This is a genomic window from Caballeronia sp. S22 (genome assembly GCF_964261745.1).
Lineage (GTDB): Bacteria > Pseudomonadota > Gammaproteobacteria > Burkholderiales > Burkholderiaceae > Caballeronia > Caballeronia jiangsuensis.
In genome coordinates this window covers 732,964-751,672 of record NZ_OZ180039.1, presented here as the reverse complement: position 1 = coordinate 751,672, position 18,709 = coordinate 732,964, and the positions used below count along the sequence as shown (strand labels likewise).

Genomic DNA, 18,709 nt, shown 5'->3' with positions numbered 1-18,709 from the left:
GCGGGTACGCCTCGGAGCGTGACCAATCGGAGAAAGTTTGACCATGGATACCATTCTGGAGATGCGCGGCATTCAGAAAAGCTTTGGCCCTGTCAAAGCGCTGAATAACGTGAATATGAGGGTGCGCCAGGGCGAGATTCACGCCATTTGCGGAGAGAATGGCGCAGGAAAATCGACCCTGATGAAAATTCTCAGTGGCGTCTATCCGCACGGCTCGTACGGTGGCGACGTCCTTTACGACGGCCAGGAGCGAGCCTTCGCCGATATATCCGATAGCGAGGCGGTCGGCATCATCATCATTCATCAGGAACTCGCCCTCGTACCGATGCTATCGATTACCGAGAACATCTTTCTCGGTAACGAGCAATCCAGGCGCGGGGTTATCGACTGGCAGATCTCGCGTGCGAAAGCCAGAGAACTGCTGGCGAAAGTCGGCCTCACGGATTCTCCCGACGCTGCAGTTGGCACGCTCGGGATCGGCAAGCAACAGCTTGTGGAAATCGCGAAAGCGCTGTCGAAGGAAGTTCGTCTGCTCATCCTCGACGAACCGACAGCGAGCTTGAACGAGAAAGACAGCGACACGCTTCTTACGCTGCTGCTCGAATTGAAGGCGAACGGCGTAACGTCGATCATCATCTCGCACAAGCTGAACGAAATCTCGCGTGTCGCGGACGGGATCACCGTGATTCGCGATGGATCGACGGTCGATGTCCTCGACTGCAGCACTGAGGCTGTGAGCGAAGACCGCATCATCAAAGCGATGGTCGGCCGGGAGATGTCCGACCGCTATCCGCCGCGTACGCCGGAAATCGGCGACGTGATTTTTGAAGTGAAGGACTGGCGCGTAAAGCATCCCACGCAGCGAGACCGCGCCGTCCTCAAAGGCGTGAATCTTACAGCACGCAAGGGCGAGATCGTTGGTATTGCCGGCCTGATGGGTTCCGGGCGCACCGAGCTTGCCATGAGTGTTTTCGGCGGCACGTATGGTCAGGACATCACAGGCCAGGTGCTGATGCACGGAAAGCAGGTCGACACATCATCGGTGAAGAAGGCGATCAATGCGGGCATCGCCTATGTCACCGAGGACCGCAAAGGCAATGGCCTTTTGCTCGACGACAACATCAAGCGAAACATTACGCTGGCCAACCTGTCCGGTGTTTCGAAGCTCGGTGTCGTCGATGAGCATGAGGAGATCAAGGTCGCGACCGAGTTTCTCAAGAAGCTTCGAATTCGTGCGCAAGGCGTGACGCATGTAGTAGGAAACCTGTCGGGCGGAAATCAGCAGAAAGTCGTCATCAGCAAGTGGCTGTTTTCCGAACCCGAGGTGCTGATTCTCGACGAACCCACGCGAGGCATTGACGTCGGAGCGAAGTACGAGATCTACAACATCATCAATCAGGCGGTTGCAGCGGGCAAATGTGTGGTCATGATTTCTTCGGAAATGCCCGAGCTACTTGGAATGTGCGACCGCATCTATGTCATGAATGAAGGCCGGTTCGTCGGCGAATTAACCGCGGAAGAAGCCTCGCAGGAAAGCATCATGCGAGCGATCATGCGAAATGGAGACATTCAAAATGCGTAAGGCACTCTCTCCGGTAGCCGCCGAAGGCGCCGAGGTCAAGAAAAGCGAAGTATTCGGGATGGTCAAGCGTATCGGTAGCGAATATGGGCTGCTGCTGTCGCTCGTCATCATCATGGTGTTTTTCCAGATTGCGACGAACGGCGTGCTGATGCAGCCGCTCAATCTGACCAACCTTGTGCTGCAGAACAGCTATATCGTCATCATGGCGCTCGGCATGCTGATGGTGATTGTTTCGGGTCATATCGACCTTTCTGTCGGCTCGACGGCCGGGCTCGTGGGCGCATTGGCCGCCGTATTGATGGTGCAGTATGAAGTCAACTACGTGTGGGCGACCATCATCTGTATCGCCGCTGGCGCGCTCATTGGCGCTATGCAAGGCTACTGGATTGCTTTCTGGCGGATGCCTTCGTTCATCGTTACGCTGGCCGGCATGCTGGTGTTCCGCGGCATGACGAATCTCGTGCTACAGGGACAGTCCATCGGACCGTTCCCCGAAGGGTTTGGCACGGTGAGTTCGGGTTTTATCCCGGACGTCTTTCACGGCCAGGCGCTTCACCTTACCTCCATCCTTCTCGGCGTTTTCGTCGGCGTGCTCTTTTTCGTGATCGAGCTTCGGCATCGCGCTGGTGCGGCGAAACATGGCGTCGAGAGCGGCTCGTTCACGATGTTCGTTACGAAGAATGTCGTGCTTACGGCGCTCATCGTGGGTTTCTGCTACCTGCTCGCGTCTTATCGCGGCTTGCCGACGGTGTTGGTCATCATGGGCGTGCTGATTGGCGTGTACACGTTCCTCATGAATCGCACGACCATCGGACGTCGCATCTATGCAGTTGGCGGGAATGCGAAGGCTGCGCGTCTGTCAGGTGTCAGCGTGCCGGCAGTGAGCTTTCTGACGTTCGTGAACATGGGTATTCTCGCCGCGCTCGCGGGCCTGATTTTCGCCGCGCGTTTGAATAGCGGTACGCCGAAGGCCGGCACTGGATTCGAACTCGATGTGATCGCAGCGTGTTTTATCGGCGGTGCATCGGCGTCCGGCGGTGTCGGAAAGGTCGTCGGTGCGGTCGTGGGCGCCTTCATCATGGGCGTGATGAACAACGGCATGTCCATCATGGGTATCGGCGTGGACTATCAGCAGGTCATCAAGGGCATCGTGCTGCTCGCCGCCGTGTTCGTCGATGTCTACAACAAGAACAAGGCGTAAAGCCCAATTTCGACAGCAGACCAGATTCAGAAGTCGGCGGGACCGGTTGCGTGGTGAGGTTCCGCCGACATGCAGACTTGAATCACGAGATTGCATCTCTAACATTTGGCCTGTTTTTCAGCATCACTAATGGAAATAATTATGGTCAAGCATATCGTGATGTGGGACGTTCGCGGCAACACGCCCGAGCAGAAGAAGGAATCCGCGATGCTCGTGAAGTCCGCATTTGAAAGTCTGAGCGGAAAGATCCCCGGGCTTACGAAGCTCGAAGTTGGCGTCGATGTCAGCGCCGTCGACTACGCGTGCGACGTCGTCTTGTACACGGAGTTCGAAACCCTGGAGTCGCTCGACGCGTACGCCTCGCATCCGGAGCATCTGCGGGTGAAGGAAGTTGTCGGTGATGTGCGTATCGCTCGTCATCAGGTCGATTACATCTGAGCGAGTTTGACGATTGACGAGCGAGGAAGCCACTCTCATGTATGAATTCACCTATACCACGCCTTCAGCCCGAGTCGTATTCGGTGCAGGGAGCATGAAGCTTATTCAACAGGAAGTCGAGGCTCTGGGCGCACGGCGTGCGCTGGTGCTGTGTACGCCCGAGCAGAAGGCTCAGGCGGAAGTCGTTTCGTCCCTCCTTGGTCCCTCGAGCGCGGGCGTCTTCGATGGCGCCCAGATGCATGTTCCGATTGAGAACGCTCGTCGCGCGCGCGAACATGCGAAGGAAGTGGATGCCGACTGCGCGGTGGCCATCGGCGGAGGTTCGACGATCGGACTCGGGAAGGCGATCGCGCTGGAATCTTCGCTGCCGATCATCGCAATACCGACGACGTATGCCGGGTCGGAGATGACGCCCATCTACGGGATAACCGAGAAGGGCTTGAAAAAGACAGGCCGCGACGCCAGGGTCATCCCGAAGACGGTTCTGTACGACCCGGAACTGACGATGGGGTTACCCGTAAAGCTTTCTATCGTGAGCGGACTCAACGCAATCGCCCATGCCGCCGAAGGCTTGTATGCGAAGGACGGAAATCCCGTCATGTCGCTGATGGCGGAGGAGGGCATTCGCGCTCTTGCCACGGGTCTGCGTGGCGTGAAGAAAAACGAAAAGGACAAAGCGGCGCGCAGCGAATGTCTTTACGGCGCGTGGCTGTGCGGGATGGTGCTCGGCAATGTAGGCATGGCGCTGCATCATAAGCTTTGCCATACGCTGGGTGGCACGTTTAATCTTCCTCACGCCGAGACGCATGCGATCGTCCTGCCCCACGCGCTTGCGTACAACAGTGCGGTCGCGGGGGATGCCATGGAGCGGATTGCACGGGCGCTGAGCGTGAGCTCGGCACCCGACGGACTCTATCAACTGAACAAGGAGCTTGGTGTGCCGCAAGGTCTCCGTGAGATCGGATTGAAAGAAGCCGACCTCGATCACGCCTGCGAGGTGGCGCTGTCGAACCCGTACTGGAACCCGAGACCGGTGGAGGCAAAGCCGCTTCGAGCACTGTTGCAGCGTGCCTGGGAAGGTGCGCGGCCTGCCGTCTAACGGTCGTTCGACCTGCTTCGTGAGGACGTCGTCGACTAAACAGCATCAGCCGCATCGCGCAAATCGTCGAGATCCCGGCCACGCGTTTCAGGCGTGTAGAACGTCGTCACGACACCGATCAGGCTCAGAATGGCGACATAACTGGCGAGCGGAATCCACGCGAGAACACGTCCTTCGCTGCCGCCCCAGTGCGCAGTCGCCCACGCGATGATCGACGCTCCGATCAGCGGCGCGACCCCGCCCGCGATCACCGCGGATACCTCGCGACCCACGGCGACGCCCGCATAGCGATGCTGCGCGCCGAAGAGCTCGGGCAACAGCGCGCCTTGCGTGGCGAACATGCCCCAGACGCCCGCGAGCGCGACGCACAGCATCGCGATGCTGGCCGTCGCATTGCCCTGGCTCAGCACCCACCACGTCGGATAGGCGAGCAGCAACTGATACAGCGCGAAGGCGCGATACACAGGCACGCGCCCGAAGCGATCGCTGAGCTTGCCGGTGAGCGGAATGATCACCGCGCCCGATACGCCGGCAAGCAGCAGCGCGATCGGTCCGATGGGACCTTTGAGTCCCGTCGCGGTCGCCATGTAGCTGATGGCGAGCGACTGATAGATCGACGAGCCGCCGTTTTCCGCCATACGCATGCCGATAACCTTGAGCAGCGTCGGCTTCGAATGCTTGATGAGATGTTTGAGCGGGCTGTCATTGATCTGATGACGCGCTTCGAGTTTCGCGAACGACGGCGATTCCTTGAGCTTCAGCCGGATCCAGATCGCCACCGCGATGATGAGCACGCTCAGCAGGAACGGCACGCGCCACAGCCAGCTTTGCGAGATATCTTCGACGCGCACGAGCGCGAAGTAGATCGCGGCCGCCATCACCGTGCCGAGCAGCACGCCCATGAAGGGGAGCGCGGCGAAGTAGCCACGTCTTTTCGCGGGCGCGTATTCGGCCATCAGCACAGCGGCGCCGGCCTGTTCCGCGCCCGCGCCGAGACCTTGCAGCAGGCGGCAGCCGACCAGCAGGATCGGCGCCCAGATGCCGGCGCTCGCATATGTCGGCAACACGCCGATGAGCGTGCTGGCGACGCCCATCAGCAGGATCGTCGCCATCAGCACGAACTTGCGGCCGTAGCGGTCGCCGAGGGTGCCGAAGACGATGCCGCCCACGGGCCGGATCGCAAAGCCGAGGAAGTACGCGCCGAAGCTCGCGATCAGCCCGATCGCGGGATCGGCCGACGGAAAGAACAGCGGCCCGAAAATCAGCGCCGACGCGAGGTTGTAGAGCGCGAAGTCGTAGTATTCGAGCGCGCTGCCGAGCGATGCGGCCCACGCGGCGCGATACAGGTCGCCTGTCGTGACCTCGTCGCGGTTCGTGCCGGCGCTGGCGTTGCGCGCGAGTCCGCCGTCGGCGGCCGCGATGGTTGGCTGGTGTTTCATGGTGTCTCTCTCCGTTCCTTCGACTACTGGCAGCCGTCCCGTTTCGTCTTCGCGCGAAATGCGGGACCGCCGGCTCTTCCTGATAGACGAATGGGCGCTAACCCACCCGGGCGATTTCGTCGAGCAGGGCGGCGCTCATCGCTTCGAGCGGCGCCTCCTTGCCCGTGTAAAGCTCGACCTGGCCGCAGAACTGATGCAGCAGCATGCGCGTGCCGTCGATCACCCGGCAGCCGAGCTCGGCGGCATCGCGGATCAGCTTCGTGCGAACCGGGATGAAGGCCGCATCCATCACGACGAGATGCGGCGCGAGCTGTCCGGCACGCAATGGATTCACGTCCGGCGCGCGGAATCCGGCGGCCGTCGCGTTCACGACGACATCGAACGCGTGCGGATCGAAGTCGTCGAGATCGCCGCCGTATATGAGGCCGAAGTCGTGCGCGAGCGCCTGCCCGCGCGACGCCGTGCGATTGAACACGGTGACCCGCGCGCCGGCGCGCCGCACGCCCCACGCGATCGCGCGGGCAGCGCCGCCCGCGCCGAGCAATGCGATGCGCCTTCCGTCGAGCGGCGTCGCTTCTTCGAGCGCACGCACGGCGCCGACGCAGTCCGTGTTGTAGCCCGTGAGATGCCCGTCGCGGTTGTCGATGGTATTGACCGCGCCGATCTCGCGAGCGGTTTCGTCGAGCGCGTCGAGATGCGGTATCACCGCCTGCTTGTGCGGCATCGTCACGTTCAGTCCGCGGATGCCGAGCGTGCGCATCGCGTCGATCGCGCCGGCTGCATCTTCCACGCCGAAGCTGACGAACGTGTAGTCCACGCCGAGCGCCCGATAGGCCGCGTTATGCACCTTGACGTTGAAGGTGAAGGGCTGGCCCGCGAGCGAGCCGCACAGGGAAGGAATCGAATGAGGCATGGTCGGCATGCTCGGTCAGTGGTTCGAGAGATCGAACGCGGCGACGGGCGCAACGCCATCGAGCGCGCGCAGCAGGTTGTCGGTGGCGAGCTCGGCCATCGCGCGGCGCGTTTCGTGCGTCGCCGATCCGATATGCGGAAACGGCGTGACCTTCGGATGCGTGCGTAGCGGCGAATCCTGCGCGAGCGGTTCGACGGCGAACACGTCTAGCCCGGCTGCACGCAAATGGCCGCTTTCGAGCGCGGCGAAGAGGGCGTCCTCGCGCACGATCGCGCCACGCGAACCGTTCACGAAGATCGCGCCCGGCTTCATCGCGGCGAACGCCTGCGCGTCCATCAGGCCGCGCGTGTCGTCAGAGAGCGGCAGCGTCAGCGCGACGATGTCCGCGCGTGCGAGCACCTCGTCGAACGATGCGCGTGTTGCGTGCCCGGCGAGCATCTCGGGAACCGGCACATCGAAGGGATCGTGAAAGAGCACCGGCATGCCGAAGCCGAGCGCCGCGCGCCGCGCCACCGCCTGCCCGATACGGCCGAAACCGAGCACGCCGAGCGTCTTGCCGTGCACGTCCCAGCCGAACAGGTCTTCGCCGATGTTGCGGGTCCAGCGCCCTTCGCGCACATGATTCGACAGCTCGACCAGACGGCGCGAACTCGCGATGATCAGCGCGAACACCGTGTCGGCGGTGGTTTCGGTCAGGACGCCGGGCGTATGGCAGAGCGTGATGCCGCGTTGTTTCAGATGCGCGAGATCGTAATTGTCGACGCCGACCGATATGCTCGAAATCACCTTCAGCCGCGGGGCGCGCGCGAGGTCGTCCGCGCCGATTTTGAAGCTGGAGCCGATCAGGCCGTCGGCGTCGCCCAAGGCTTCGCGAAAGCGCGGCAGTTCATCGGCGCGTCGCGGGTCGGCGACGGTCACGTCGTGTCTCGTCTGAATCCGGTCGAGCAGATCGTCCGGCAGTTTTCGAAAGACGACCACGTTCCTGCGTTCGGCGCTGGGCGTACGCATGCTTCTCTCCTGATGTTCGTTGCGTGAAAGACTGGCGCGTCAGCGCGGCGTAGTGCGCAGGGACGAAGGTCCGCCCGTCAGTGAAATGCGTTGTCCGGTGTCGCGCAGATGGCCGCCGTTCACGGCGTAGAACGCGAGTTGCTTCTCGACGTTGAACTGCACGATCAGATGCTTGCTGTCGGCGGTGAAGACGATGCCCTGCGCCGCTTCGCCGCCCGGCGCTTCGGCGACCTTCACGGCCTGCCCATCGCGGATCGCGAACAGCAGCACCTTGCCGCGCGCGTGGCGTCCGGGGTTGTCCGGCGTCAGGTTGGAGCCGTCCATCGCCTGCACGCCGATCCATTTGCCGTCGGGCGAGATCGCCACGCCCTCGGGCAGCGACGGCACGCTCACATGCTGAACCGCGCGAAACGGCGTGCGCGAGACGTCGATGAGCGTCACCGTATCGGCATCGCCCGCGAGCTTGCCCGGATAGCCGGGCAGGCCGGCCAGCCCGACATCGCTGACGACGGCCCACTTGCCGTCGCTCGACACGTCGATCGTGTAGGGCGCGACGCCGCTCGAAAGACGCGTGCCGCTATCGGTCACGTGAGCGTTGGCGACATCGAGCACGGCGACGCCCTGTTCGTCGCGCAGCGCGACGAGCGCATGCGCGCCGTCATGCGTGAAGCTCACGCCGGCGAGCCGCTTCTGCGCGATCTTCAGCGTGTCCAGAAGCGTCACGCGGTTGCCGTCGATGCCGAGCACCGCCACGCTGCCATCGACGCACGGGACGAGCGCAAGCGCACCGCTCCGGTCGATGGCGATGCCCTGCGGATGGCTACCGATATCGAGCCGGGTCACGGCGGGCGGCGTCGCCTGCAAATCGACGATCTGCACGAACGAATCCATCAGCAGCTTCTTCGCGGCGTAGTCGTAGCGCGTGGGCGCGCCGACCAGCGCAAGCCTCGCGTCGGGCGTGATGGCGACCGCCTGCGGCGGACCCTGAATGCCGTTCTCGACTTCCACCTGCATCCTGACCCGCGGGGGAAAGACGCTCGCGTCCAGCAGCGTCAGCGTGTCAGGCGCGGGGTTGTCCGGATACGTGTCGCGGCCTTCGACGCGCTGATACTTGCCGTCGTTGCCCGATACGATCCAGTCGGACGCCTGTGCAGCGCATGCCGCGACGGCCATCGTCAGACCGGCGAGCGCCCGGACGCGGCGGCTTCGATTTGCCAGTGAATCAAGCATCTTGTTGTCTCCTTTTGGGCTCAGACCACGCTGGTCAATCCGCCATCGACGAAAAGCGTCTGGCCGTTCACGAAATCCGACGCCGCCGACGCAAGAAACACCGCCGCGCCGCACAGCTCCTCGACGCGGCCCCAGCGGCCCGCAGGCGTGCGCTTGCAGAGCCACTCGGAGAACGCCGGGTCGTCGACGAGCGCGCGATTGAGATCGGTCTCGAAGTAGCCGGGCGCGATGGCGTTGGCCTGAATGCCGTGGCGCGCCCATTCCGCGCACATGCCCTTGGTCAGCATGCGGACGGCGCCCTTGGTCGCGGCGTAGGGCGCGATGCCCGGCCGCGCCAGCTCGCTCTGCACCGAACCGATATTGACGATCTTGCCGCGCCCGCGCGCCAGCATGTGCCGCGCGACGGCCTGCGAGACCTGGAACACGCCGTCGAGATTCACGCGCAGAAGGTCGTGCCAGTCGCGCTCGCCGAAGTCTTCGAGCGGCGCGCGGCGCTGGATGCCCGCGTTGTTGACGAGAATGTCGATTGCGCCGATGTCCTTCTCGACGCGATCGATCGCCGCGACGACCTGCTCGCGATCGGTCACGTCGAAGACCGCGTAGGCGGCGTCGAAGCCTTCGTCGCGCAGGCTTGCTGCGACACCGGCTGCTTTTTGCTCATTGCGATCGTTGATGACGATTGCGGCGCCCGCGCCCGCGAGCCCTCGCGCCAGCGCCAGCCCGATGCCGCGCCCGGAACCGGTGATCAGCGCGCGCCTGCCGTGCAGGCTGAAGAGTTTGAGTGTCTCGTCCATTTTTTAGCGCCCCATTCGTTGATGGATGCGGTTTGTCTCCGAATGCGCCTAGTTCACCCGAAGAACGGTCGTCGCGCCAATAGTCTTTCATGACGCTGTTATCATGAATCGTGATGACGGGCGACGTATGCCCGCGAGCCGGGGGTTTTCATGGAGCTGAAGCATCTGCGCGCGTTCGTCGCGCTTGCCGAGGAACTGCATTTCGGCCGGGCCGCGCAGCGCCTGTGCATCGTGCAGCCGGCGCTGAGCATGCAGATCAAGGCGCTTGAGGAGGAACTCGACGTGCGCCTGTTCGAACGCGATCGTCACAAGGTCGTCCTGAACGCGACCGGCAGGCTTTTTCTGCCCGAGGCGCGCGCGACGCTGCATCAGGCGGGTCGCGCGGAGCAGATCGCGCGGCTGTCGGCGCGCGGCGAGATCGGCACCTTGCGTATTGCGTTCGTGTCGTCGGTGCTGCCGAAGCTGCTGCCGGCGCTCATCCGCGAAATGCACACGCGCTATCCGCTCATCACGCTCGAACTGAAGGATATGCCGACGCCGGATCAGATCGCCGCGCTCCGGGAAAATCAGCTCGACTTCGGCCTGATCCGCCTGCCGGTGAGTGTCAGCGGCCTCGACATCCGCGTGGTGCTCGAAGAACCGTTCGTCGTCGCGCTCCCCGACGATCACGCGCTCGCCATGCAAACGATGATTCATCCGCCCGATCTCCGGGGTTTTCCGGCTTTCGTCCTGGCGCGCCGTTACGCGCCGGGATTTCACGACGACATGCTGGTGGCGCTCAAGCGCGAGGGCGTGGACCTGAACATCGCGCAGGAACTCGGCGAATTCTCGACGATGCTCGCGCTGGTTTCAGCGGGGCTCGGCATCGGCGTGATTCCGGCTGCCGCGGCGATGGCGCTGCCGCCGAAGGTCGTTGCCCGGCCGCTCGAACTGCGCGATCACACGTCGGGAATCGGGCTTGCCTCGTGCGGTCCGGAAAATGCGATCAAGCGCGCCTTGCTCGATGTAATCGAGCTGTGCACCGACATTCGAAAGCAGGCGTGAGTGAGTGCGGTCGAGGCTCGCAAAAAGAAAACGCCCGCGCTGAACGCAGGCGTTTCCGTGGCCCCGCTACCGCGCCCCAATGAACGGTTTCTCGTTCGTCTTTCGTCAGGGGCCGGCTTCCGCGCGGCTCACTTTCAGTATAGGCGATGCGGCGGGATATCCAAGCCGACGGATCATATTGCAGCGGTTAATTAACTGTCGTGGTTTTGATCGAGTGCTCACTGCTTCGTCAATGTAATTGGTAATCCAAAGCATTCGCGCGATGTAACTGAGGCCAGCGCTGATTTGCTTTCTTCAAAGCATTCGTTGGCGATGCGCGCATCGAGCTTTAGCATCGGGCGCCAGAGATGATTTTCACGCTCCAGCGCTTTCCAGGAAAACTTCATGCGATACAAGGGATATGACGTGGCACCGTCCGCACATGCATTGCCGAGCGGCCTGTATGCGGCGAACCTGATTATCGAGAGCCCCACGGCGGCAAGCGGCGCATCCTTCACCTTCGATGCGCTCGACTACTTCTTCGAGCCCGATCACGCCATCGCATATGCGGCGCGCTGGGCGCGGCTCTGGATCGATCAGCGCAGCAAGTCCGCGCGCGCCTAATGTCGATATGGCAATTCCTTATCGATAGAAATTGGATCGCCATGTGAGCGCCCGGCGTTAGCATGAGCATCCTTCCCACTCTGTCCATCGGTTCATTCAAGCGATGTCCAAATTTCCCCGCTTCGGCGTCTGGGCGCTCGTGCATGGCAGCCGCGCAGCGCTGCAGGATCCCGAGGAGCCGTACGACGCCTCGTGGACGCGCAACAAGGCGCTCGTGCTGGAGGCAGAACGCCTCGGTTACGATTCCGTGCTCGTCGCGCAGCATACGATCAATCCGCACGATCCCTCGCTCGATCAGCTCGAAGCGTGGACTGCCTCGGCGGCACTGGCGGCGCTCACTTCGCGCATCGAGATCATCGCGGCCATCAAGCCTTATCTCTATCATCCGGTCGTGCTCGCGAAGATGGCGCAGCAGATCGAGCACCTCGGCGGCGGGCGCTTCGCGATCAACCTCGTGAACGCGTGGAACCGTCCGGAGCTCGAACGCGCCGGCATCGGCTTTGCCGAGCACGACGAGCGCTATGCCTATGGCCGTGAGTGGATAGCTGTCGTCGAGGCGTTGCTGCGCGGCGAAGCCGTCACGCATCGCGGCGACCACTTCCGTATCGATGACTATCGACTGCGTCCCGCCGATCCGTTCCGCGCGCGTTCGCGCATCTATGTCGGCGGCGAATCGGAGCCGGCGCGCTCGCTCGTGGCGGCGCATGGCGACGTGTGGTTCATCAACGGCCAGCCGCACGACGACGTGGCCGCCCTGATCGCCGATGTCTCCGCCCGCGCGCGACCGGCCGGACGCGAGGCGTTGCGCTTCGGCTTGTCGGCGTTCGTGATCGCACGCGAGACGCAGGATGAAGCGCAGGCGCATCTCGAACGTCTCTTTGCGCTGGCGGAACTCGACAAGCCGCTGCGCGAACGACAGAAGGCCAATACCGATCCGAAAGCGGTGATGCACCAGACCTTCGCGCGCTCGGCGCGCGTGGGGTCGAATGGCGGCACGGCGGCGGATCTCGTCGGCGATTACGATACGGTCGCGCGACGCATCGCGGAATTTCATCGGGCAGGCATCGAACTGTTCATGCTGCAGTTCCAGCCATTCGAGGCCGACATGGGCCGCTTCGCGCAGGAAGTGATGCCGCGCGTGCGCCGTCTGCTGGGCGGCTGAGCACGCGGTCCGCTCGTCGCGCCAGGCCTTCAGCGGCGCGCGAGCGAACCCGTTACGCATGATCAGAAGAACGCGCCCGTGGGCGGCAGTTGCCCGGTCAGCAGGTTCTGCCCGAGCAGGCGCTCCTTGTAGAGCCGCGGATTATGCGAGGCGATCACCTTGATGTTGCGCCAGTGCCGGTCGAGTGCGCCGATGCGCGAGACGACCGAGCCCGAGCCGAGATCGATCAGCCAGCTCGCGATCTGCGGAGCGAGATCGTCGATCACGACTTTGGCTTCAGAAGCCGCGAAGGTAGCGGCGAGCGTGGTCTCGTATTCGTCGCGCGTGCCTTGCGCATCCCATACGCGTTGCAGAGCGGCGACCGCGCGGTCCGCGGTCGCCTCGACGCTCGCCGCGTACGCGCGAATACGGCCGAGCAGCGATTGCAGCGCGGGTTCGTCAGCGGGATGTGCCGCTTCGCCGTGATAGAAGTTGCGCCCGCGCGCGCGCAGCACGTCCACGGCGTCCAGCGCCACGCGACGCACGATGCCCGCGATGCAGTTGGTCAGATAGACCTGATGGAAGGTATAGCCCCACGGCGCCGCTTCGTCGGACTTGGGCGGGTCCGTCGGATAGAGATGCGCGGCGGGCAGCGTCACGTCGCGAAACCGCGCCGTGCCCGAGCCTGTCAGACGCTGGCCGAAACCTTGCCAGTCGTCGTCATCGCTTACGCCTTCGCCGCGGTCCAGCACGTATTGCACGGTGCGGCCCGCGCGGCTTTCCACCGCGAGTCCGATGAACGCGTCGTTGTACAGATTGCCCGTCGCGTACACCTTGTCGCCCGAGCCGACGTAGACATCGCGGGAAGCGTCCCATTCGAGCCGGCTCAGCACCTTCGTCGGGCGCGCGCCTGCCGCCGTCACGTCGCTATCGACGAAGCTCAGCCCGATGGTCTTCTTCTGCGCGGCGAGTTCCAGCACGCGTGCATGAAAGGGATGCTCGCGCCTTCTGAGCGCGGCTTCCACTTGCCACAGATGATTGCGGAACGCATGGGCGATGTTCGAGTCCGCCGCGGCCACATCGCGCGCGACGACGAGCAATTCGCGCAGCGACACGCCGCGTCCGCCGGCATCGACGGGAAGCCGCAGCGCGCCGAAGCCGAGCGCCTTTAGATTGGCGATCTCCTCGCGCGGAAGGCGATGATCGCGTTCACGCTCGGCGGCGCTCGTGGCGATATCGTCGATGATCTGCGCGAAGCCGAGGCTTGCCGACAGCGGCGATACGAGCGCGGGCCCGGCGCTCGATACGTTGGTGAGTTCAGACATGATCTTGCATTTCCTCGAATCAAACCTTGATGCTGTAATCCGCGACCTTGATGCGCGAATTGATGATCTTGCGTTCCGCGAGCCAGTCGGCGGCGCGTTGAAATTGTGCGATGAAAGCGGCGTCGTCGGGCTCGTGGAACTGATTCACGCGCTTGAGACTCGCGAGATAGTCGCGCACCTGGTCCGGATACTTGCCTTCGCGTTGCACGAGAAGCTCGGCGTCGGCGGAATGCGCGGACTGCCATGCGCCTTCTACGCGGTACGCATCGATCACCGCGCGGATCAGCTCGGAGTTCTCTTCGGTGAACTTCCGGCGCGTCACGAGCGAGCTGTAGTCGATCAGGAAATCCAGATCGCGGCCTTCGTTGAAGATGTCCTTCGCGTCATTCGAGAAGCGCGAGATGTCCACGCCGGGCGACCACATCGACCATGCATCGACCTTGCCTTGCGCGAAAGCCGGCGCGGCGTCGGGCGGATTCAGATAGACGAACTGGACCTTGTCGCGATCGACGCGATGCTTTTCCAGCGCCGCGATGAGCAGGAATTCGCCGAGGCCCGAACGGTTGACGGCGACCTTGCGGCCCGCCAGATCGGCGACCGAATCAATGCCGCTCGACTTCTTCGCGATGATGGCCGTCGAGCGGGGCGAATAGATATCGAACGCGTTGAACACGATCGGCGATCCGGCGAGCATCGCGGCGAGCGCGGGGGTCGTCGATCCCCAGAAGCCGAAGTCGGCGCTGCCGCCGACCACGGCCTGAATCGAGGGCGCATGGTTCGGAAACGGGCCGATCCATTCGACCTTGATGCCTTTGGCGGCGAGCGTCTTTTCGAACACGCCGCGCTGCCTGGCGATGTCGGGCAGGCTGCCGTAGCCCCAGCCGATGCGCACCGTATCGGTATTGCGCGTGAGCTTGCGCGGCTCGGCGGCTCGCGCGGGTAAAAGTCCGCTGGTGGCGACGCCGGCCAGCAGGCCTCCTGCCGCGCGTAACAACTGGCGGCGGGTCAGCGAAGAATCAGTCATCCTTTGAGGTCCTTCTGGTTGTACGGAAAGAGGTCAGTGAGAGGTCAGTGAGAGGTCAGTGAGAGGTCAGTGAGTGCGGACGCCCAGCTCCGCGAGCAGGATGGGCCGCAGCGCCAGCGGCGCGTGATCCTTGGGCTGGAACGCAGCCGCGATGCGTCCGGCGCGCATCACGAGAATCCTGTCGGCGAGCGTGAGCGCTTCGTCGACGTCATGCGTCACGATCAGCACGCCCGGCTGATGCAGCGCGACGAGTTCCTTGACGAGGCCGTGCATCCGGATGCGAGTGAGTGCATCGAGGGCCGCGAAGGGCTCGTCGAGCAACAGCAGCGCGGGGTCGTGAATGAGTGCGCGCGCCAGCGCCACCCGCTGCGCCTGACCGCCCGACAGATTGCGCGGCCAGTCGTCCTCACGTCCGGCGAGTCCGACTTCGGTAAGCGCGCGCGCCGCGCCTTCGCGGCCGATCGTGTTTTCGTGACCGAGCGCGACGTTCTGCCATAACGTCGCCCAGGGCAGCAGCCGATGCTCCTGGAAGACGACGGAAGGGCGCTCCGGCGCACGTATGTTTCCGGCGTCGGGCAGATCGAGCCCCGCCAGCGCGCGCAGCAGCGTGGTCTTGCCGCATCCGCTTTCACCGAGCAGCGCGACGAATTCGCCTTTGCGGATGTCGAGGTCGAGTGCATCGATGACGACACGGCTGCCATAGCGCCGTTGCAGTCCGCGCACCGATACGGCCAGCGCCGATGACGAACTCACGCGCTCGTAGGACAACACAGTGCTCTGCGTCACTTGCGCGCTCCTTTGGCATAGTTCGCGTGCCACGAGAGGAAACGTGCTTCGAGCAGGCGCACGAGCGCATCCGCAACGACGCCGATGATCGCGTAGATGATCACGGTCAGCAGGATGACGTTGGTGTTCAGGAATTCGCGGGCATCCATCGCGAGAAAGCCGATGCCTTTCGTCGTCGCGAGCGTCTCGGCGATGACGAGCGCGAGCCATGCATGCGCGAGCGCATAGCGCACGCCTGTCAGGATGGAAGGCATCGCGCCGGGAAGAATGATTCGCCGCACGATCGCGAGCCGGTCCATGCCGATCACGCGTGCGAGTTCCATCAGCTTCGGATCGATCTGCCGGATGCCGAGCATCGTGTTGATGTAGATGGGGAAGAGCACCGCGAGCGCGACCAGAAAGATCTTCGCGACTTCGCCGACGCCGAACCAGACGATCACGAGCGGCAGCATCGCCAGAAAAGGAACTGCGCGCACCATCTGGATCGAGCGATCGAAGAGCGCCAGCGCAAACGGCGAGAAGCCGACGGCGACGCCCAGCGCGAGCCCGATCGTCCCACCGATGACGAAGCCTCCCGCGGCACGCAACAGCGACACGCCGAGATGAACGAAAAGCTCGCCGTTCCTTGCGAGATTCACGGCGGTGTCGAAGACGCGGCTCGGGGCGGGAAGCACTTGAGGCGCGATGAGCCCGATGCGCGATGCTGTTTCCCACACGAGCACGACGATCGCGGGAATGGCCCACGAAAGCCATCGATAGAGCACGACTTTCGATATGCCCGCGCGAGGTGCATGCGAAGACACATAGCTGTTGCGGGTGGAAGTCAGGTCAGCCATTTCATTTCCGTATCAGCCATGAAGGATGGGCGCTGCGATAAAAAGCTATCCGCGAGTCGAGAAGGAGAGCTGCTTATTAGAAGCCGCCGAATGGCGCGTCGACAAACGTTTTATTGTTCTTTGCTTTGCAGTGTTCATATCCGCCGATGCCGCTTATGCCATTGCCAATCGCCTGAATTGCATTTCAGTTTTCATCGCAAGAGCTATGCATATTTCCTTCGTTCGCGCGTGTCGCTCGCGGCGTGAGAATGCCTGAGCACCGCATGGCCGGTCGCGCCGTGCCTGACCATTTCCCTTTGCTGCTCTTCTCATTCCGATCCCATGAAGGCGTCCAATTCGCATCGCCGGCCATACGTTGCCGGAAAGCTCACTGTGGTGGCCTGCATGGCCGCCGCGCTCGTTTTGCTGGGCGGCTGCAAGCCTCATGAAGAGCAGGCGCAATCGTCGGCGTCGCCGGTCGCGCAGAGTAGCCGGCAGGAAGTGACGTACTTCAAGTATCCCGACAACCCGGCGTTCGATCTCGTCTATCTCGCCGACAAGCTCGGCTATTTCGAAGGCACGAGCACGCGTCCGAAGTATGTCGGCAAGATATCCGCGCCGCAGATCATTCCGCTCGTCGGCACGGGCGAGATCGATTTCGGCACGCGCATGGTGCCGCTCGTCATCTCCGCGATCGCGAGCGGCGCGGATATCAAGGTCGTGTCCGCGGGCGGCGAGACGCTGCCCGATGCGCCGCATATGAAGTACTTCACACGCAAGGATTCGGGCATTCGCGGGCCGAAGGACTTCGAGGGCAAGACAGTGGCGTTCAACAGCTTCGGCGCGTGCGCGGAGTTCGTGACGAAGAAGTATCTGTCGCAGCACGGCGTGGACGTGTCGAAGGTCAACTGGCTCGTCGTGCCCGACAACCAGTCGCAGCAGGCGCTCGTCACGAAGAACGTGGATATCGCCATCATTCATCCGCCTTTCTCCGGCGCTGCCGAGGCCGATCCGCAACTGCACAAGCTGTGGAGCGACTGGGACGAGGACGGCGGACTGGGCGGCATGGCGCCCTACAGCGTGAACGGCGCGTTCGCGCGCGCCCATCCCCAAGCGGTGAAGGATTTCGTGACGGCCATCGCGAAGGCCGGCAACTGGGTCAACGCGCATCCGGACGAAGCGCGCCAGCTCACGGCGGAGCGGCTCGGCATCGACGTGAAGCTGGTCGAGCGCTATGCCTACGTGAAGGATCTCGTGGTGACCGAACCGCCGATCCAGTACTACATCGATATCCTCGAACAGGCCGGCAAGATCCCGAAGGGCAAGGTGCAGGTGAAGGACGTCTACACGAACCAGTACAACCCGTTGGCCTCGAAGCAGTCGCAGGCAAACGCGACGCCGGTCGCGAACGGCAGACCATCATGAGCGCGACACGCACGGCACCCGACAAGATCGTCGTGCGCGATCTGTCGCTCGCTTACGTCAACGAGGCGACGGCGTCGAGCCATACCGTGCTCGAACACTTCGACCTGCGCGTGCGCGAGGGCGAGTTCCTCGCCGTGCTCGGTCCGAGCGGCTGCGGCAAGTCGACCCTGCTCAACCTTCTCGCGGGCCTGACCGCGCCGACCTCGGGCCGCATCAGCGTGGACGGCGAGCCTGTCGGCGCGGCGCGCAACAAACTCGGCTTCGTGTTTCAGGGTTATGCGCTGTTTCCGTGGCGCACGGTGCGCAAGAACGTCGAAACAGGGCTGGATATTCGCGGCGTGAAGCGGGCGCAACGCCGCAGCGAGGCCGAACGGTTCCTGCGTCTGGTCGGCCTGCTCGATTTCGCCGATCACTATCCGCATCAGCTTTCTGGTGGCATGCGGCAGCGCGTGGCGATCGCGCGGGTGCTCGCCTACGGCCCCGAAATCCTGCTGATGGACGAGCCCTTCGGCGCGCTCGATGCGCAGACGCGCGAGTCCTTGCAGCAGGAGTTGCTGGGCATCTGGGAGCAGAGCGCGAAGACGGTCGTGTTCGTCACGCACAGCATCGACGAAGCGATTTTTCTGGCGGATCGCGTGGCTATCGTCGGGCGCGGGCCGGGGCGCGTGAAGGAGATCATCGATGTCGATCTGCCGCGTCCGCGTCCCGCATCGATACGACACAGCGCCGCGTTCGTCGCGCTGCGGCAGCGCGCGTGGGCGAGCCTGAGCGATGAACTGGACGACGCGCGGGGCGCGCCGCGTGAGCTCGTCGCCGAAACACTGACGGGGGCATGAGAAGTG

The 18,709-nt window shown here is 63.4% G+C and carries 19 protein-coding genes; 9 read left to right on the top strand and 10 right to left on the bottom strand.

Features of this window, described 5'->3' with window-relative positions:
• Positions 1–43 precede the first annotated feature (43 nt).
• The 4 genes from mmsA (at position 44) to ACEN42_RS35280 (ending at position 4,320) form a co-directional block, all read left to right on the top strand.
• On the top strand, positions 44–1,582 hold the full coding sequence (gene mmsA / locus ACEN42_RS35295) for a multiple monosaccharide ABC transporter ATP-binding protein (protein WP_371882316.1): 1,539 nt from the start codon (positions 44–46) through the stop codon (positions 1,580–1,582).
• The gene (mmsB, locus tag ACEN42_RS35290; protein WP_371882315.1) at positions 1,575–2,783 is read left to right on the top strand and encodes a multiple monosaccharide ABC transporter permease; all 1,209 of its coding nucleotides are present in this window, start codon (positions 1,575–1,577) and stop codon (positions 2,781–2,783) included. Before mmsA ends, mmsB begins: the two co-directional genes overlap by 8 nt.
• Positions 2,784–2,924: 141 nt before the next feature.
• Positions 2,925–3,221 carry a Dabb family protein gene (locus ACEN42_RS35285; protein WP_371882314.1) on the top strand — a complete coding sequence of 99 codons (297 nt, stop codon included), beginning with the start codon at positions 2,925–2,927 and terminating at the stop codon, positions 3,219–3,221.
• Between the two features lie 37 nt (positions 3,222–3,258).
• Entirely contained in the window at positions 3,259–4,320 is a 1,062-nt protein-coding gene (locus tag ACEN42_RS35280; RefSeq protein WP_371882313.1) for a maleylacetate reductase, read from the top strand.
• 35 nt (positions 4,321–4,355) lie between these two features.
• Here the strand turns inward: ACEN42_RS35280 and ACEN42_RS35275 are convergent, their stop codons facing one another.
• The 5 genes from ACEN42_RS35275 to ACEN42_RS35255 all read right to left on the bottom strand — a co-directional run bounded on the left by ACEN42_RS35275 (position 4,356) and on the right by ACEN42_RS35255 (position 9,704).
• A complete protein-coding gene (locus ACEN42_RS35275; protein WP_371882312.1) occupies positions 4,356–5,759 on the bottom strand; it encodes an MFS transporter in 1,404 nt (467 codons plus the stop codon).
• A 97-nt stretch (positions 5,760–5,856) separates the two neighbouring features.
• Positions 5,857–6,672 (bottom strand): shikimate dehydrogenase, encoded by an 816-nt coding sequence (gene aroE, locus ACEN42_RS35270; RefSeq protein WP_371882311.1) that lies wholly within the window; start codon positions 6,670–6,672, stop codon positions 5,857–5,859.
• A gap of 15 nt (positions 6,673–6,687) precedes the next feature.
• Complete coding sequence (locus ACEN42_RS35265; protein ID WP_371882310.1) at positions 6,688–7,680, bottom strand: 2-hydroxyacid dehydrogenase; 993 nt, start codon at positions 7,678–7,680, stop codon at positions 6,688–6,690.
• 39 nt (positions 7,681–7,719) lie between these two features.
• Positions 7,720–8,910, bottom strand: a complete 1,191-nt coding sequence (locus ACEN42_RS35260; protein ID WP_371882309.1) for a YncE family protein — start codon at positions 8,908–8,910, stop codon at positions 7,720–7,722.
• 20 nt (positions 8,911–8,930) lie between these two features.
• Positions 8,931–9,704 carry a glucose 1-dehydrogenase gene (locus tag ACEN42_RS35255; protein ID WP_371882308.1) on the bottom strand — a complete coding sequence of 258 codons (774 nt, stop codon included), beginning with the start codon at positions 9,702–9,704 and terminating at the stop codon, positions 8,931–8,933.
• A 150-nt stretch (positions 9,705–9,854) separates the two neighbouring features.
• Here ACEN42_RS35255 and ACEN42_RS35250 point away from each other — a divergent pair, with 150 nt between their 5' ends.
• The gene (locus ACEN42_RS35250; RefSeq protein WP_371882307.1) at positions 9,855–10,748 is read left to right on the top strand and encodes a LysR family transcriptional regulator; all 894 of its coding nucleotides are present in this window, start codon (positions 9,855–9,857) and stop codon (positions 10,746–10,748) included.
• 218 nt (positions 10,749–10,966) lie between these two features.
• Here ACEN42_RS35250 and ACEN42_RS35245 read toward each other — a convergent pair whose 3' ends face one another.
• A complete protein-coding gene (locus ACEN42_RS35245) occupies positions 10,967–11,143 on the bottom strand; it encodes a hypothetical protein (RefSeq protein ID WP_371882306.1) in 177 nt (58 codons plus the stop codon).
• Between ACEN42_RS35245 and ACEN42_RS35240 the strand changes: the two genes are divergently transcribed.
• Both ACEN42_RS35240 and ACEN42_RS35235 read left to right on the top strand, forming a co-directional pair.
• The gene (locus ACEN42_RS35240; protein WP_238212936.1) at positions 11,133–11,351 is read left to right on the top strand and encodes a hypothetical protein; all 219 of its coding nucleotides are present in this window, start codon (positions 11,133–11,135) and stop codon (positions 11,349–11,351) included. The genes ACEN42_RS35245 and ACEN42_RS35240 overlap by 11 nt on opposite strands.
• Positions 11,352–11,454: 103 nt before the next feature.
• Positions 11,455–12,513, top strand: a complete 1,059-nt coding sequence (locus ACEN42_RS35235) for an LLM class flavin-dependent oxidoreductase (protein WP_371882305.1) — start codon at positions 11,455–11,457, stop codon at positions 12,511–12,513.
• A 62-nt stretch (positions 12,514–12,575) separates the two neighbouring features.
• On the opposite strand, the gene ACEN42_RS35230 is transcribed toward ACEN42_RS35235, so the two are convergent.
• The 4 genes from ACEN42_RS35230 to ACEN42_RS35215 form a co-directional block, all read right to left on the bottom strand.
• Complete coding sequence (locus tag ACEN42_RS35230; protein WP_371882304.1) at positions 12,576–13,817, bottom strand: acyl-CoA dehydrogenase family protein; 1,242 nt, start codon at positions 13,815–13,817, stop codon at positions 12,576–12,578.
• A 19-nt stretch (positions 13,818–13,836) separates the two neighbouring features.
• On the bottom strand, positions 13,837–14,841 hold the full coding sequence (locus ACEN42_RS35225; protein ID WP_238212940.1) for an NrtA/SsuA/CpmA family ABC transporter substrate-binding protein: 1,005 nt from the start codon (positions 14,839–14,841) through the stop codon (positions 13,837–13,839).
• Positions 14,842–14,907: 66 nt separating this feature from the next.
• On the bottom strand, positions 14,908–15,627 hold the full coding sequence (locus ACEN42_RS35220) for an ABC transporter ATP-binding protein (protein WP_371882303.1): 720 nt from the start codon (positions 15,625–15,627) through the stop codon (positions 14,908–14,910).
• Positions 15,624–16,463 carry an ABC transporter permease subunit gene (locus ACEN42_RS35215; protein ID WP_371882302.1) on the bottom strand — a complete coding sequence of 280 codons (840 nt, stop codon included), beginning with the start codon at positions 16,461–16,463 and terminating at the stop codon, positions 15,624–15,626. The genes ACEN42_RS35220 and ACEN42_RS35215 overlap by 4 nt, the downstream gene beginning before the upstream one ends.
• 384 nt (positions 16,464–16,847) lie before the next feature.
• Here ACEN42_RS35215 and ACEN42_RS35210 point away from each other — a divergent pair, with 384 nt between their 5' ends.
• The gene (locus tag ACEN42_RS35210) at positions 16,848–17,867 is read left to right on the top strand and encodes an ABC transporter substrate-binding protein (protein WP_371883233.1); all 1,020 of its coding nucleotides are present in this window, start codon (positions 16,848–16,850) and stop codon (positions 17,865–17,867) included.
• Positions 17,864–18,703, top strand: coding sequence for an ABC transporter ATP-binding protein (locus ACEN42_RS35205; protein ID WP_371882301.1), 840 nt, complete (start codon positions 17,864–17,866; stop codon positions 18,701–18,703). Before ACEN42_RS35210 ends, ACEN42_RS35205 begins: the two co-directional genes overlap by 4 nt.
• The last annotated feature ends 6 nt before the right edge of the window (positions 18,704–18,709 follow it).